General features: G+C 72.9%; 9 protein-coding genes. 2 read left to right on the top strand and 7 right to left on the bottom strand.

Annotated elements, in window-relative coordinates:
• Positions 1-71: 71 nt before the first annotated feature.
• A complete protein-coding gene (locus ACWED2_RS22090; RefSeq protein WP_449692359.1) occupies positions 72-4232 on the bottom strand; it encodes a Tc toxin subunit A-related protein in 4161 nt (1386 codons plus the stop codon).
• A 133-nt stretch (positions 4233-4365) separates the two neighbouring features.
• Between ACWED2_RS22090 and ACWED2_RS22085 the strand changes: the two genes are divergently transcribed.
• Positions 4366-7152, top strand: a complete 2787-nt coding sequence (locus ACWED2_RS22085) for an ABC transporter substrate-binding protein (protein ID WP_449692358.1) — start codon at positions 4366-4368, stop codon at positions 7150-7152.
• A 46-nt stretch (positions 7153-7198) separates the two neighbouring features.
• Entirely contained in the window at positions 7199-7963 is a 765-nt protein-coding gene (locus ACWED2_RS22080) for a DUF1206 domain-containing protein (protein WP_449692357.1), read from the top strand.
• A 4-nt stretch (positions 7964-7967) separates the two neighbouring features.
• Here the strand turns inward: ACWED2_RS22080 and ACWED2_RS22075 are convergent, their stop codons facing one another.
• From ACWED2_RS22075 to ACWED2_RS22050, 6 genes are all read right to left on the bottom strand, one after another.
• Positions 7968-8639 carry a response regulator gene (locus ACWED2_RS22075; RefSeq protein ID WP_449692356.1) on the bottom strand — a complete coding sequence of 224 codons (672 nt, stop codon included), beginning with the start codon at positions 8637-8639 and terminating at the stop codon, positions 7968-7970.
• The gene (locus ACWED2_RS22070; protein WP_449692355.1) at positions 8636-9898 is read right to left on the bottom strand and encodes a sensor histidine kinase; all 1263 of its coding nucleotides are present in this window, start codon (positions 9896-9898) and stop codon (positions 8636-8638) included. The genes ACWED2_RS22075 and ACWED2_RS22070 overlap by 4 nt, the downstream gene beginning before the upstream one ends.
• Positions 9899-9924: 26 nt before the next feature.
• The gene (locus ACWED2_RS22065; RefSeq protein WP_449692354.1) at positions 9925-10746 is read right to left on the bottom strand and encodes an ABC transporter permease; all 822 of its coding nucleotides are present in this window, start codon (positions 10744-10746) and stop codon (positions 9925-9927) included.
• Positions 10743-11675, bottom strand: a complete 933-nt coding sequence (locus tag ACWED2_RS22060) for an ABC transporter ATP-binding protein (RefSeq protein ID WP_449692353.1) — start codon at positions 11673-11675, stop codon at positions 10743-10745. The genes ACWED2_RS22065 and ACWED2_RS22060 overlap by 4 nt, the downstream gene beginning before the upstream one ends.
• Before the next feature lie 147 nt (positions 11676-11822).
• On the bottom strand, positions 11823-13562 hold the full coding sequence (locus ACWED2_RS22055) for an SGNH/GDSL hydrolase family protein (protein ID WP_449692352.1): 1740 nt from the start codon (positions 13560-13562) through the stop codon (positions 11823-11825).
• A 14-nt stretch (positions 13563-13576) separates the two neighbouring features.
• Positions 13577-16699 carry a family 78 glycoside hydrolase catalytic domain gene (locus ACWED2_RS22050; RefSeq protein ID WP_449692351.1) on the bottom strand — a complete coding sequence of 1041 codons (3123 nt, stop codon included), beginning with the start codon at positions 16697-16699 and terminating at the stop codon, positions 13577-13579.
• Positions 16700-16705 lie beyond the last annotated feature (6 nt).

The following is a 16705-nucleotide window of genomic DNA, read 5'->3' as shown; positions in this document are numbered from 1 at the left end:
GCCGATGACCCGCCCGTCGGCGCGGACCGGACCCGGTCCATGGGCGATCCAGCTTCGATGCGACCGGCGCGCTACAGCGGATCGGCGGTGTATTCGATCCCGACGACGACGTCCCGCAGGCCGGTCAGGTCGGCGCCGGGGTCCGCCGACAGGGTGAACCGCCAGGGCTGCTCCACCGGCTCGCCGATGGCCGCGTTGAGCGGCTGGTCGGGCGACGGGCTGCCGGGCGAGCGCAGCGGTGCTCCGTTGGAGAGCGCGATTCCCGAATCGCACGTGAACGCGGCCGCCACGCCGGTGAGGTCGAGGGTGGCCGAGATCGCCGGGCCCGTGCTGCCGGGCAGGGCGACGAACACGTTGGCGACGCGGCGGTTCTGCTCGGCCGCCGGGTACGGCACCTTGGCGAAGTCGAGCTCTACCGCACCGCCGCCGGCGGCCTTGACCGCGGCCAGCGCGTCCGGCGCGAACCGGGCCGCGGAGACCAGCAGCAGCCGGCTGGGCGCGGGCGCCGCCGGGGACTGGCGGAGGGTGTCGGAAAAGCGGGCGAGCCCGTCGATCCGGATGACGACGTCGGTGATCGTGTCCCACGCGCCCGCGTCGCGGTCGAGGTGCAGGGTCCAGCCGGTGTCGAGCCCGATGCCCTCGAACGGGCCGAGGACGTCGTGGCCGTCGGGTCCCGGCGTACCGCTTTCCGAGACGGCGACGGCGTCGGCGAACCGGAGCAGCGGCCGCGGCGTCAGGGTTTCGTCCGCGCTGGCCTGCGACACGCCGTGGTTGACCAGAGTGCCGCGGACGCGCCGGCCCGCCGTGAGCATCCGGACTTCGACGGCGAGGCCGCGGACGCGATGGCCGAACGTGCCGGGGAAGAACGCCCGCGCGGCCGCTTCCGAGGTGGCGAACGAGCAACGGCCGCGGGCTTTCAGGGCCCCGAACGCGAGGGGGAACTCTTCGGCCAGCGAAAGCACGCAACGGTACGGGACCAGCGCGCGTTCGCCCGCGATGCGAGCGGCCTCGAGCTCGGCGAGATCGCCCTGCAGCTGGTCGGCCCCGGTCACCCCGGAGAGGTCGCGGGCCAGGTAGTCCATCCGGACGATGCGCAGGCGCCGGTCCTGTTCGAAGGCGAGCGCGCGTTCGGCGAGCCAGCCGGCCCAGGCACCGAGGTCGAGGTAGCGGCGCAGGACGCGCCGCAGCACCTGGGTGACGGCGGTCCAGAACTCGGCGTTGAGCAGGCGCAGGGTGGTGAAGGCGAGCAGGTCGTTCGCGAGGCGGATGTCGGCGTCGGCGATGGTGGCCTGCAGCTTGGCGATAATCACCTCGCGCTGCTTGGCGTCCACGTTGCCCTTGGCCAGCGGCAGGGCGACGTCCTGCAGGCGCTTCAGCTCGCCCGCGCGGCCGCTGTAGGCGGCGGCCATGCCGGACATGCTGGTGTAACCGGCGTAGTAGAACGCGCCGAACCCGGCGAGCATCGAGGCCCCCGCGCCGAGACCCAGCAGGCCGGAGGCGGAGGCGTCGCCCAGCCCGAGTTCGGCGGCGAAGCCTTCGCCGATGCCCTTGGTGGCGAAGCCGGGCAGCCCGGTGAACGTCTTGACCATCCCCGAGGCGAAGTCCGACAGCTGCCCGAAGAAGCTGTCGTGGTCGGCGATCTCGGCCTTCTTCGCCGCGATCTGCGCCTCGACGTCGGTGACCTGCTGCTGGGCGAGGGCGACCTGGTAGGTGGCGATCTGCGCCTGCTCGCCGGCGATCGCCTTCTGCGCGGTGGCCTTGGCGAGCAGGTTGGAGGTGCGCAGCCGTTCGATCGCGAGGTCTTCGAGGTGCCCGGTGGCGGCGAGAAAGTCGCGTTCGGCGGCTTTCGCCAGCGCGGCGAACCGGTCGGCGGCGTCCTTGAGCGTGCGGTACCGCTGCACCGGGACGGTCGATTCGGTGCCGCCGAAGTAGTTCAGCCCGGCTTCGATCTGCGTGAAGCCGAGCTGGGCGCGGGCGACCTGCGCGACGACGGCCGGGTTCGCCGACGCGCCGACGTAGCCGCCGGGGAGACCGCCCTGCCAGGTCGGCCCGACCCGCGGGTCGTCGCCGTGCAGCCACAACACCGCTTTGTAGAGCTCACGCGCTCGCGCCGCGCCGGCCGGCTCGTCGGCCCGGAACAGCGCGTCCGCCCACTCGAGCAGCACCGCGCCGAGGCGCAGCACCAGGAACCGGCGGTCGACGCGGTGCAGCTTGCCGGCGATCTTCGGCGGGCGCAGCTGGCTGTAGTCGTCGAACGTGCTGCCGTACGGGATGGCGCTGGGTTCGCGGAGATCCGGTTGCACCACCTGGGGTGTCCCGGATCGGTCCAATGTGGACGGAAGCGGTCCGTCGGTGTAGAGCTCCGGCACTCCGGCGTTCTGGAGGGTCTGGTAGCCGGCCGGGTCGTCCTGCGCCGCCGCCCCGATGGCGACCCCGGTCAGGCCCTCGAGGCACTTCGCGGCCTCGGTGAAGCGGCCGGTGGCGAGCAGGGCGTCCGACCGCCAGACCCAGGAGAAGTACATCGCGTACAGCACCAGGGCGGCGGTCAGGCGGTGGCCGGTCCAGTCACCCGGGAACGGGAAGTCGTACGTCGGCTCGCTGAAATACGCCGAGCCGAACCCGAGGAACCGTTCGAACGCCGCCAGCTGCGGTTTCGTGGTGACCGGCAGGCGCTTGCGGGCCAGCAGGGGCGGGTCGAGCGGGTAGCCCGCCTGCTGCTGGTCCTTGATCAGGGCGAGGGCGTCCTTGGTCGTCGCGTCGATCAGGGCGAGTGCTTGCGGGTACTCGCCCTGCAGCAGCAGCTTGTCGATCTTGGCGATGTCGGCGAACACCGCGACGGCCTTCACCTGCCAGGGTGGCCCGGGCTTCACGGCGGCGAGCTCGCCCGCACGCAGGGAACGGGCGATCGACAGGACGTTTTCGGGGTAGAACGGCGCGGTGGCGGCCAGCCATTCTTCGTACTCCAGGAAGAACGGCGCCCGGCCGCGCTGGACGTCCGGGATGACGGTGCGGTTCCGCACGTCCGGTGGGGTGTGGAACGGGTCCGGTGCCGACTGGAAGCTGTCGCGGAAGAACCCCAGCAGCGTGGCGGTGTTCTCGGCGACCGGGGTGCTCATCGCCTGGTCGGGACGGGTGAGGTCGATCCGGAACCGCAGGCCGAGTTCGCGCGCGGTCACTCCGGAAAGGACGATCAAGCTGTCCAGGTAGGAGCGTGCGTCGGCGTCGCCGCGTCCGGGGACGGCGGGCAGTCCGTACCCGGTGGGCGCAGGCTCGGTGAGGATCCGCGTGACCGTGCCGATGGCGAGTTCGTTCGCCGGTTCCGGGGTCGTGTCGCGGGTGGTGAAGTCCTGGTGGAAGCGGGCGGTCAGCTGGGCGCGCGCCTCGGCGCCGGTGAGCGGCTTTTCGCCGGCTTGCTGGAGCCAGTGGTCGTCGTAGGCGCAGAGCTTGACCCAGACGCCGACGAGGTAGTCGCGGTAGCCGATGGCCGGGTTCAGTGCGCCGATCAGCGGGCCGTCGAGGAGGCCGCCGGTGGTGAAGCGGTCGGCGTACTTGTTGAGGATTTCGGAAAGGCCGGCCCGGCCCAGCGCGCCGAAGTCGATCGGCCAGTCCACTTGGGACAGATCGGCGAAGCTGGCGAGCCGGGTGCGCAGCTCCTGCAGCGCCTGTTCGGTTCCGGGGTGGTCGCGAAGGCTTGCTTCGTAGGCGGCGAAGTCGTGGGCGAGGGTGGACCACGGCGGCAGCGGGCCCAGGGTGCCGGACGGATCGAGGAAGGCGGCCTCGAGTTCGGCGACGGAGCGGACGCGGACGGCCTGGTCGGGCACTTCGGCGGGGTCGCGGACGCGGGCGAGGAGTTCGTCGATGCGGCCCTCGCCGGGCCGGTTCAGGGCGGCCCAGTCGACTTGGGCCGCCGGGACTTCGATGGTCAGGGACAGAAATTCACCCAGCCGGGTGGTAGCGAGGTCTTGGGCCGGCTGGTCCCCGAGTGCGCCGGTGATCGTCACGGGTTCGCCTTCCCCGCAGGTGACGACCCGGACGAGCCAGTCGGCCACGTCGTCGGCCCGGAACAGGGCGAACCGGCCCTCGGCGTCGGTGATCCCGGCGGCGACGTCGTGGACGCAGCTGTCCAGTCTCACTTGGACGGCGAGGCGCACGCCCGCGACGGGTTCACCCCGGTCACGGTCGACGAGGAGGCCGGCCGCGAGGGCGGGTCGGGTCTCGGTCTGCTCCGGCATGGCGCCCTCCGTCGATCTCCGGCATCCGGCCAGAACTCAAGAGCACGCCTTCGGGCGGCAGATACACACCGTTTCCCCGGGACGGTAAATCTGCCGGGGACCGGTCCCCGGGGAGATGTGCCATTCTGTTCCGATGGGGGGAACTGGGCCGCTCGGATTCGTCGGCGCCGACGTGCTGGTCAAGCTGCTCGGGGCGCTCTGCCTCCGGCCGCGGCTCGGCGACCGGCCGCGGAAACTCGACGAACAATGCCACTGGGGTGACTACCAGGACGAACGGTCCGAACGACGGGGCCTGCCCATGGTGTGCCTCGTCCGGCCGCGCGAAAACCAGGACGTGCTCGCCGCCGTCGCCGAGCGGCTCAGGACCGCCAAACCGCAGGGCAGCATCCGGTACGCGCGCCCCGAGCTCACCGGGCACGAAGGACGGGACGAACCCGGGCCGGCGACCGCCGATTCCGTCACCGTTGTCCGGGACGTCCTGCGGGATGCCCGCAAGGAACTCGGCGACAGCGCGAAGGCGCACACCAGCCGGCTGCCCTTTCCGCTCTTCGACCTCGTCTACTGGCTGATGCTGCAGGACTACGACGGCCGCGACGATCCCGACGGGGTGCTGCGGCGGGCCATCCGGCGGATCAGCCTCGCCGAACGGTTCAGCTCCTCCGCCGAGGACGCCGTCAAGCAGCTGCCCGAAAACCAGGGCATCTGGAAGGTCTTCTCGCTGCTCGTGCGCGGGCTGACCCTGCTGACCTTCCGGATCGCCGTCACCGGCCGGGTCCCGCTGCTCTCCGGGCGGTACCGCTGGTTCCTGCGGCAGCCCCACCTCGCCCCCGAAATGTCCGGCAGCTTCGTCCGGTTCGCCCGGCGGCTCACCGAGGGGCAGTGGCAGGAGGAGGCCCCCGAATACGTCTGCCGCCTGCTGCTCAACGCCTTTCTCGAAGACCTGCGGCGCGCCTACCGGCTGCGGCCGTGGCGGGTGTGGCGGCGCCGCCGGATGACCTACCCCGTGCTGCTGCTGGACGAGGTGAGCGTCGGCAACGGCGGCTACCGGCTGCTGGAACTGGTCAACTCCGTCCGCAACCAGGTCGGGCTGTTCGACCCGCTGCTGGTCGTCAGCGCCAGTCCCGCGCCGCCGCCGGACGCCGAACCGACGCCGCACCGCCCGCAGTTCCAGGCCGGGCAGGCGCGGGCCGCGTACGTGGCCTGGCAGAACCAGCTCGAACGCGACCGGCGTGAACGGCAGCCGACCGCCTGGTACCTGCCGATCGGCATCCGGCCGCCCACCGGCGAAGACGAGCCGAAGGTGCGGCAGATGCTGCAGACCCTCGGCAGCGACTACCGGTTCCGCAAGCAGGTCCGGCCGCCGTGGTGGGCGAGCCGGTGGACGCGGATCGGGGTGCCCGTGGTGGTCGTCGCGCTCGTCGCCGGGTTCGTCGCCTACCGCGGCCACGACACCTGGGCCGAGCACTGCCACTCCGACAACCCGTGGCTGACCTGGACCGGCACCGAATGCGTCGGCGTCACGGACGGCTCCGAGGACATCTTCCAGCCGTCGGACGCGACCATCCGGCAGGTCGAGGCGGTGGTGCTGGACCAGAACCACCGCGCGGAACGGCTGCACGAAGCCCACCCGGAGCGGCCGTACATCACGCTCGTCGTGCTGGAGGCGCTGACGTCGTCCAACAACCTCGCGGAGGGACTGACCACCGAACGCGAGTCGCTGGAGGGGTTCGCGGTCGCCCAGCTGCGGCAGCTGAACGCGCCGGGTTCGGCCGACCCGATCGTCCGGCTGCTCATCGCCAACGCCGGCCGCAACATGCGCGAAGGCGTGCGGGTGGCCGGCCGCCTGCGGCAGCAGGCCGAGCAGGACAAGAGCATCGTCGGGGTGGTCGGGCTGGACCTGAGCAGCGCGCCCACCCAGCGGACCATCGCCGCGCTGACCAACGCCGGGCTGCCGATGGTCGCCTCGACGCTGTCCGCCGACCCGCTGGCCGACCTGAACCCGATGTACTTCCAGGTGACCCCGCAGAACCGGCGCGAGGCCGCGGTGGCGGCCGGGTTCGCCGAGCAGCTGCCGGGGCCGCGCGTGGTCCGCGTCTACTACTCCGACGACGACGCCGACGTGTACAGCACCAACCTGCGTGACGACGTCCTGAAGTCGTTCCGCGACAAGGGTTTCCAGGCCGAAGCGCGGGCGTTCACCCCGGACGGGGGCCTCGGCGGGCCGCCGTCGCACACGCGTTACGGCGAGACGCTGCTGGGCAACGCCGGCGCGGCGGGCCGGGACACGTGTTCCTACGACGGCCTGGCGTTCTTCGCCGGCCGGGGCGTACCCGACTTCGGCCAGTTCCTCGGCAGCGCCGCGCAGTGCGGCAGCCGGGCCACCGTGATCGGCGACGACGACGTCACGCGGTTCGTCGCCGACCAGGGCGAACGCCGGCGCAACCGGGCGCTGCCCTACTACTACCTGTCGTTCGCCACCGCACCGGTCACCGAGGCGAGGGGCACCGCGCTGGACTTCTACAAGACGCTGGACGAGACGCTGTTCCCGTTCGAGCAGACGCCGGAGGGCCGCTCGTACGACGGCCACGCCGCACTCGCCTACGACGCCGCGCAGGTGATGATCGTCGCGGCGGCCTACCTGCGTGAGACGGCGGCCGAGATCCCGGTGACACCGGGCGCGATCTGGCGCGAGATCACCGCCATCCACACTTCGCGCCCGGGCACCGGGCAGGTCAACAAGTACCTCGAAGGCGTCACCGGAACCATCGACTTCGGCGGCGACATCGGCCGGAACGTGCCGCAGAACAAGCCGGTGGCGGTGATGGGCGTGTCGGGCGGCGAAGTCGACAAGTCGGTGCACGGCTTCTGCGGCGCCGCCGACGGGCCCACCTCCGACACCTGGTGCCCGCCCGATCCCTAGCGGGGGCGGCTGGTCAAACCCGGCAAGGTGAGCAAAACTCACCTTCATGCCCGAACTGAGAGTTTTCCGCCTGCTTGCCCGGATCGGGCTGACCTGCTACGCGGCGGTGCACCTCATCGTCGCGTGGCTGGCGGTCCAGGTGGCGCTCGGCGACAACGAGCGGGCCGACAAGGCGGGTGCGCTGCAGATCGTCGCCGCCGAGGGTGGTGCGTGGCTGCTCTGGCTGGTCGCGGGCGGCACCGGCGTGCTGGCGCTGTGGCAGCTCGCCGAGGCGATCACCGGCCACCGGCACGTGGCGCCCCGGCGCCGCTGGGTGCGCCGGTCGGTCAGCGGCGTCGAAGTGGTGCTGTACGGCCTGGTCGCCTACAGCGCCGGCAAGACGGCGCTGGGCGCGTCCGGCAAGGCGGGCTCGGTGGTCGCGAGCGTGCTGGGCCTGCCGTGGGGCGCGGTCGCGGTGACCGCGGCGGGCGTCCTGGTCATCGCGGTCTCCGCGTGGCTGGCCTACCGAGGGGCGCGCAAGAAGTTCCTCCGCGACCTCGACTTCGGCGGCGCGTCCCGCACCCTGCGGCTGTCGACCACCCGCCTCGGCCAGATCGGCTGGTGCGCGGTGGGCGTGTTGTACGCGACCGTGGGGGCGATGCTGGTCCTGGCGGCGGTCCGCTACGACCCGGCCAAAGCCGGGGGCCTGGATCCGGCGTTGAAGACGCTGGCCGCGCGGCCGTACGGGCAGGCGTTGCTGCTGGCCTTGGCGGCGGGGGTCGCGGTGTTCGGGGTGTTCGCGTTGCTGGAAGCCCGGTTCCGCCGGCTGTGAGGGCTCAGCCCCGCTCGTTGGGCCGCGTGAGGCCCAGGTCGTAGGCGACGATCACGGCCTGGATGCGGTCGCGGGCGCCGATCTTCGCCAGCACCCGGCCCACGTGGGTCTTCACCGTCGACTCCGACAGCACCAGCCGCGAGGCGATCTCGCCGTTCGTCCGGCCCTGGCCGATCGCCACCAGGATCTCCCGCTCGCGCTCGGTCAGCGCCTCCCAGCGCGGGTCGTCCGGAGCATCGCCGGACGCCGCCGGCAGGTGGTGGGCGTAGGCGTCGAGGAGACGCCGGGTCAGTGCCGGGGCGACGACGGCGTCTCCCCTGGCCACCGCGCGGATGCCGGCCAGCAGTTCCTCCGGGTGCGCGTCCTTGAGCAGGAACCCGCTCGCGCCCGCCCGCAGCGCCGCGTGCGCGTACTCGTCCAGGTCGAACGTCGTCAGCACCAGGACCCTCGACCGCCCGCCGCCCGCGATGATGCGGCGGGTGGCTTCGATGCCGTCCATGCCCGGCATGCGGATGTCCATCAGGACCACGTCGGGACGCAGCTCGGCCGCCCGGCGCACCGCCTCGGCCCCGTGCGCCGCCTCCCCCGCCACTTCCGTGTCCGGCGTCGCCTCCAGCAGCATGCGGAAGCCGAAGCGCTGCAGGGCCTGGTCGTCGACGATGAGCACACTGATCACGCCGGGCTCCCCGGGAGCGGGGTGACGTCGAGGACCGCCCGCACGACCCAGCCGCCGCCGGGCGCGGGCCCCGCGGTGAGCGCGCCGCCGTAGAGCGCCGCGCGTTCTCTCATCCCGGTGAGCCCGAGCCCTTCGCCGGGTGCGGGCCGGCTGCCGTCCGGCCTGCCGGTGTCCTGGACGCAGATCCGCAGCTGCGTGTCCTCGGCGACGAGCGTGACGTCGACGCGCGTGCCGGGGCCGGCGTGCTTCAGCGTGTTCGTGAGCGCTTCCTGGACGATGCGGTAGGCCATCAGCTGCACCCCTCGGTCCAGGGACTCCAGTTCGCCGCCGGACCGGTAGCCCACTTCCGGTCCGGCCGCGCGCAGCCGGCCGCACAACGCTTCGATGTCGGCGATGCGGGGCTGCGGGTGCAGCTCCGGGGCCCCCGCCTGCTCGCGCAGCACACCCAGCATGCGCCGGAGCTCACCCAGCGCCTGGCGGCCGGACTCCCCGACGAGCCGGAGCGCCTCCCGGCTCCGCTCCGGCGACGCTTCGGCCGCGTACGCGCCGCCGTCGGCCAGGCTGATGATGACCGACAGGTTGTGGCCGACGATGTCGTGCATCTCCCGGGCCACCCGGGCGCGTTCGGTGGCGGTGGCCAGCCTGCTGCGCTGGTCGCGCTCGACCTCCAGCCGGGCCGCGCGCTCGCGCAGGTCGGCCAGCCGGGCCCGGCGGACCCGCACCGCGAACCCCAGTGCGGCGGCCGCGGTCACGGCGCTGATCAGGAAGAACAACGCGCCCCAGACGGACACCACGGTGGAGACGCGCACCAGCATCGGGACGATCAGCCCGGCCATGGCCAAGCCGACCCAGGGCACGTGCCGGACGCGGCCGTGCAGCGCCACGCTGTAGAGGGCGACGAGCAAGGCCACGTCGGCGCGCAGGAACACCCCCAGCGACCACTGCACCACGAACACCGCCGCGATCGCGGCGAACGTCGCCGACGGCGCCCGGCGCCGCCCCAGCAGGGGCAGCACCAGGCCTGCCTGCAGTGCCAGCGTCGCGGGCACCGGCAGCTGCGTGAACGCGATCGACCAAGGGTCGCCGTCGTCGTCGAACTGCACGAATTCCGGCACGCAGAACAGCACGACGACCACGGCCACCACCACCGTGTCGAGGATCCACGGATGGGCCCGGCCCGTCCGCCGCAGCCGGCGCCTGATCCGGATCGCCTGGGCGAGCAACGGCTGCCCCAGTGCGTCGCCGCTCACATCGGTCACCTGCCCATAGTGGACGAAAACGCGGCTCAGCCGTCGGTCCGGACGAGCCGGTAGGCCGCGCCGCCCAGCGCGAGTGCCGTCCAGCCCAGGAACACGAGCAACCCTGCTGCCGGCGACAAGGCCGTGCCTTCGTGGGTCAGGGCGTACATGGACTGGCCGGCGTTGCCGGGCAGGTACGGGCCGATCTTGCCCTGCCAGCTCGCGGGCAGCAGCGACACCAGGCCGGGGATCAGCATCAGGACCGCCACCAGCACCGAGATGCCGCCCGCGACCGACCGCAGCAGGGCGCCGAGCGCGGCCCCGAGCACCCCGACCAGGCCGAGGTAGAGGCCCGCGCCCAGCAGGCTGCGCACCACGCCCGGCGACGACAGCGTGAGCGCCGCCGGCGTCCCGGAAACCATGCCGGAGGCGATCACGAAGGTGACGAACACGCCGACGAGGCCGAGCACCAGGGCGACCACGCCGAACACCGCCGACTTCGCCCACAGCACCGGCAGCCGGCGCGGCACCGCGGCCAAGGTCGAGCGGATCGTGCCGGTGGAGTACTCACCCGCGGTCACCAGCACGCCGAGGACACCCAGGGCCAGCTGCGCGAACGTCAGGCCGAACAGGGACAGGCTGACGGCGGTGGCGTTGGCGAAGTCGTCGTCCAGGTCCCCGCCAGTGGGCTGGGGCGTGTACTGCGCCGCGGCGATCAGGCCGATGGCCACCAGCAACACGCACGCGAGGCCGAGGGTGATCCACGTGGAGCGCAGCGACCACAGCTTCGACCACTCCGAACGCAGCACGCGGCGTCCGGTCACCCGGTATGCGGGCCGCTCGAGCTCCACCAGGGAGACGGTGCTCATGCCGCCCTCCCGAGGGTCTCGACGCCGGTGCCGTGGTACTCGACGGCGTCCCTCGTCAGGTCCATGAAGGCCTGCTCCAGCGAGACGGTCCTGGGCGTGAGCTCGAACAGCGCGATGCCGTGCGCGGCGGCCTTGAGCCCGATGGCCCGTGCGGACAGGCCGGTCACGTGCAGTTCTCCGGCCCCGGCCTGGCCGGTGATCCCGACGCCCGGGCCGGCCAGGACCTCGCGCAGCCGCGCGGGGTCGGCGGTGGCCACCTTGACCGTGTCGCCGCCGGCTTCGCGCACCAGGTCGGCGACGGTCGTGTCGGCGAGCAACCGGCCGCGGCCGACGATGACGAGATGCTCGGCGACCAGCGCCATCTCGGACATCAGGTGCGAGGACACGAAGACCGTGCGCCCCTCCGCGGCGAGCTCGCGGAGCAGGGTGCGGATCCACAGAACGCCCTCGGGGTCGAGGCCGTTGACCGGCTCGTCGAGCAGCACCGTCGCCGGGTCGCCGAGCAGGGCCGCGGCGATGCCCAGGCGCTGGCCCATGCCGAGGGAGAAGCCGCCGGCCCGCTTCTTCGCCACCGGCTGCAGCCCGGCCAGCTCGATCACCTCCGAGACCCGCCGGCGCGGGATGCCGTGCGTGTGGGCTTGCGCGAGCAGGTGGTCGAACGCCGACCGGCCCGGGTGGATCGACTTGGCCTCCAGCAGCGCCCCCACCTCCTGCAGCGGGGCGCTGTGCCGGGCGTAGGGGCGGCCGTTGACGCGGACGGTGCCGCCGGTCGGCGCGTCCAGCCCGAGGACCAGCCGCATCGTGGTGGACTTGCCGGCGCCGTTCGGGCCCAGGAAGCCGGTGACGGCGCCGGGCCGGACGGTGAAGTCCAGGCGGTCGACCGCCGTTTTCTCCCCGTACCGCTTGGTGAGCTGCAGTGCCTCGATCATCGTCGTTCCCCTGTGGTCCCGCGGGCCGTCCTCGGGCCCGTCTCGTCCCACGCTAGGAGCGCGACCGGGGCGATCCGTGGTACCGGCGGCGGAATTCCGGTGGGTGGGTGGTACCGCGGTACCACCCACCCACTCCGAAGTGGACGATCACAGCCGGTCGAGCGGGACCGCGGCGGCCATGGCGTGGTACCCCGCGTCGCTCGGGTGGAGGTGGTCGCCGGAGTCGTAGACCGCCCGCATCGCCTCCGGATCGGCCGGGTCGCGGACGGCCGCGTCGAAGTCGGCGAGGCCGTCGAACACCCCGCCGTTGTCCCGGATGAAGGCGTTCACCTGGTTCCGCGCCGCCAGGTGCGCGGCACTGCTGCAGCCGCAGCCCTTGATCGGCGTGAGCGTGCCGGCGAGCACCCGGATGCGCGCGGCGTGCAGCTCGGCGGCGAGCTGCTTCAGGCCGGCGATGACGTCTTCGGCGCTCGCTCCGGTGTTGATGTCGTTGATGCCTTCGAGGACGATCGCGGTCCGCGCGCCGGGCTGGCTGATCAGGTCGTGGTTCAGCCGGGCCAGCGCGTTCACGCCGGCCGTGCGGCCGTCGGGGTAGCCGCTGAAGGCGTCCTGCAGGATCCGGTTGCCCGAGATGCCCTGGTTCACGACGGCACGGCCCGGCAGCCGCCGGGCCAGGAAGTCCGGCCAGCGGCTGTTCGTGTTCGGCGTGGACGACCAGCCGTCGGTGATCGAGTCGCCGAACGCGACGATCGTGCCGGTGCTGCCGGGCCCGGTCACGTCGATCCCGGCCAGGACGGTCCAGAAGCCGAACGTGCCCGCGGAGGGGAACCCGACCCCGTCGCCCGTGTGGTCCCCGGTGCCGTCGGCCGTGGTGTACATCTCCTGCAGCGCCACGCTGTGCATCGGCGCGTTGGTCACCGTGCCCTTCAGGTACAGGCTCACGAGCAGGTCCGCGCCGGCGGGCACGGAGAACGGCAGCGGGTCGCTGATCGCCTGGCCGCCGGCGGGCAGCGCGGCCTCGCGGCGTCCGCCGAAGGTGAGCGTGACCGGCGTGCGGGCCGGAACCGCGCCGACGCTCCGGACCGCGATGGTCGCGTGGCCGACGACCAGCGGCCCGGGGTCGTAGGCGTTGTCCAGCCGGATCCGCACACTCGTGCCGCCGCGGCTGGTGTGCGCCACCATGCGCAGCGTGCGTTCGGTCCACGGCCAGGGCGCGAGTCCGTCGTCCGTGGCCGTGGCCCAGGTCGCGGTCCAGGGGCCGGCCGTGGGCCGGGCACCGATGGCGAAGACGTGCAGCCGGCCGCCCGGGCCCGGCTTCGGCAGGGTGACGGCGGTGACCGCGGCGCCGGGGTCGAGCGGGACGGAGACGGTGTAGAGCTTGGCCGGGACCGCACCCGGGCCGTCCGGGGTGTTCCACCGCGGGAACGCCACGGTGAGCCTGCTGCCCGGCCCGACGATCCAGTCGGGCGCGCCCAGCCGGAAGCCCCGGACGTGCCCGTCGGCGTACTCGAGCGTCCCGGTTCCCTCGGCCGCCGCCCCGGTGCTGGTCACGAGGAACGACAGTGCCGCACCGGCGAACCGGCCTCGGATGCGCTGGCCGTCGGCGACCACGTTGTCCGGTGTGCCCGGCGCGGCGGCGGGCAGCGTCAGCGGCGCGCCGTCGACGGTGACGGCCCGGCCGCGGCTCCAGCCCGCCGCGGTGAAGTCTTCGGCGACGAAGCTGTGCCCGGAGCCGTCCAGGTCCGCGGCCGACGGCGACCCGGCCGGGCTGGTGCCGGCGTTGTCGAAGGCCGCGGCGAGGCTCGGGTAGGAGACGGCCGCGTCCGCCACCCCGGCCGGGGCGAGGAGACCGGCGGCCAGCAGGGCGGTCAGCAGGATCCGGTGCACGGGCTCTCCTCGGGTCAGGGGCAGTGGCGGGCGGTGAACTTCGACGTGCCGGAGCCGACGGGAATCCGCTGCCCGGTGGGCAGGGTGACCGTGGCGGTCGCGTTGACCGGCACGGTGACGGTGAGGTCGAAGCGGCAGCCGGTCTGCGTCCACGCGGAGGCGACCGGCCCGCGGACGGTGTCGACCGACGCCGCGACGTGCCCGAGCCCGGCGGGCACCTGCGGGGCGATGGCGATCGACGCGTAGCCCGGCGCCGCGGGCGTGATGCCGGCGAACTGCGTGTAGAACGCGGCGTTGATCCCGGCGAACATCGCGTGGTCGTGGGTTTCCATGCCGGACTCGTACGTCCACTGCTCCCACGGCGTCGTCGCGCCGCGGCCGATTTCGTACCCGAAGCCGGGGTAAGTCCGCTGCCGCAGCACGGTCAGGGCGACGTCGATGCGGCCGGCCTTGGCCAGCGCTTCGGGCAGGTACCGGGTGCCGAAGATTCCGGTGTCGAGGTGGCCGCCGTCCTTGACCAGGATCGTTTCGGCGAGCTTCGCGCCGACCGCGGCCACCTTGTCCGGCGGCACGATCCCGAAGGCCAGCGGGAGGATGCCGGTCGTCTGCCGTCCGTCGCCGTAGGTGGCACCGTCGAGGAAGTGCGCGTTGAACGCGGCGGCGATCGCGGCCGCCAGCTCCGTGAAGCGGGCCGCGTCGGCGGTCTTCCCCAGCGCCCGCGCGGCTTTCGCGACGGCTTCGGCCTGCCGGTAGGACAGCGCGGTGTTGACCAGCGGACGCTCGCTGAAACACGCTCCCGCCGAGGGACTTCCCTGGCCGCCGTTGGCGTTCGGGCTCCGGTCGGGTGGGCACCAGTCGCCGAAGCCGCGGTCGTCGGGCCAGATGTGGCCGGGGTGGGCGGCCGCGTTCGTGTCCACGAACGCCTTCATCGACGGGTACGCGGCGGCCAACCGCGGGAGGTCGCCGTACTGCTCGTAGAGCGACCAGGCCAGGTCGACCGACCCGCCGCCCATGTCCGGCAGCTGCGCGTTTCCGTCGTCACTGGGCAACGCCCGTCCGGGTGGCAGGTCGAGCAGGTACTTGCCGTAGAACGCTGCCATGCCGAAGTCGAGGACGGCGGCGTCGTGGTAGGCCTGCACGTCCATGCCCGGCGGCGTCCGCTCGTCGCGGACGGGGTTGTCGGTGGGCAGGCTCATCGAGTTGTTCAGCACCGCCCGCCGGTTGTTCGCCCAGATCGCGTTCAACAGCGGGTCGGACGTCTCGACGTGCCCGGTGGCGGCGACGTCGGCGTGCACGACCCGGCCGTCGACGCTGCCGAGGTCCGGTGTCCCCGGGTAGCCGGTGAGCTCGAGGTAGCGGAAGCCGTGGTAGGTGAACCGCGGCTCGTAGACCTGGACACCGGGGGTGGCGCCGAGGGTGAACGAGTCGGTGGCGGCGGCGTTGCGGTTGGTCGCGGTGTCGAGCATGCCTTGGGCGGTCAGCTCTTCCGCGGTGCGCATCCGCACGGTCGTGCCCGCCGGCCCGGCGACCCGCAGCCGCGCCCAGCCCGCGAAGTTCTCGCCGAAGTCGTAGACGTACACGCCGTCCCGCGGCCGGGTCACCGCTACCGGCCGGAGCGTGCGGACGACCCGGATGGGCGGCGCGGTGGAGCCGGTGAGCTCGCCGGCCGGGGCGGCCGCGGTCCGCACCGGGTGCCAGGCCGAGTCGTCGAAGCCCGGGCGGTCCCAGCCGGGTTTCGCCAGCCGGGCGTCGTGGCTTTCCCCGGCGTAGAGGTCGTTGGCCGTCACCGGGCCGTCCGACCAGCGCCAGGAACCGTCGGTCGTGATCGTCCGGCCGGTCCCGTCGGTGAAGGTGACGGCCAGCGCGAGGATGCCCTGTTTCGGGCCGGTCCAGCGGAAGCCGTACTGGCTGAAGCGCGGCCCGTACCCGTTGCCGAGCCACAGGCCGGCCGCGTTCAGTCCTTTGTGGACCTGCTGGGTGACGTCGTAGGAGTCGTAGAGCAGGCGCCGGTCGTACGGGGTGTTCCCCGGCGTGAGCACCTGATCGCCGACTTTTCCGCCGTTGAGGTGCAGTTCGTAGAAGCCGAGGCCGTGGACGTACGCGCGGGCGCTCGCGACCGGCTTGTCCAGGACGAACTCGTGCCGCAGCAGCGGCGCGTCCGGCGACTGGGCGAGCAGGAGCGGATCGCCCTGGGGTTCGAGCTTGCCGTCGGTGACCGCGGCTCCCGGGAACCGGGCGTCCGGAGCGGACGAGAAGTCGTCGGAGAACAGCGGGGTGCCGTCGAGGCCGTGGACGCTCAGGTTGTCGTAGGCGGCGGCTTCGGGCGTGCCCTGGCTGACCGAGGTCCGGAACCCGATGGTGCCGGTGCGCACGGCGTCGACGGTCCGCGAGTCGGCTTCGGTGCCGTCGATCGCGGTGACGACGGTGCTCCCCCGCACGTCGATCCGCAGGTGGTGCGGGGTGTTCACGGTGACGAGCCGGCTGACGTCGACCTCGCCGAGGAGGGTGAAGGACCCGTGGCTCTTCACGTGCGGCCGCAGCAGGACCTTGCCGGGCACTTCGGCCGCGTTGACCTGCCACAGGAGGAAGTCGTCGGGGCCGGTGGCGCGGAAGACCACGCCGGCGGCCGCGGCCTTGATCGTGAAGTCGACGTCGAGGACGAAGTCCTGCCAGGCGTAGGCGTCCCCGGTGTCGGGCGTGATCCACCGGGCACCGGCCCAGCCGGCCCCGGTCTCCCACCACGCGGGCGCGGCCTTGGCGGGCGGCCCGCCGCGGGTGCCCCACACCTCGACGGTCCAGTAGTTCCGTTTCCCGGCGGCTCCGGCGGGCCCCCGGTAGGGCACGGCCACGGAGTCGCCGCTCGCGATCCGCCCGCTGTCCCAGACGTCGGCGCGGTGCTCGCCGAGGAGCCGCGGGTCGCTCGCGACGAGGATCCGGTACGCCGTCTGCCGTTCTCCGGGCCGTTCGGAGCGGAGCTTCCAGCTCAGCGTCGGGGAGGAACCGGCGGCCAGCGGGTTGACAACGTTGTCGACGCGCAGGTCGTCCACCCGGATCGCCGCGTCGGGCGCGGCGACGCCCGGGGGCGCGAGCAAGAGGAGGGCGGACAGGACGGCGAGCAGCACGCGATATCCGGACATGAACGC

The organism is Amycolatopsis sp. NPDC005003 (assembly GCF_053600695.1).
This window is presented reverse-complemented; position numbering and strand designations above follow the sequence as displayed.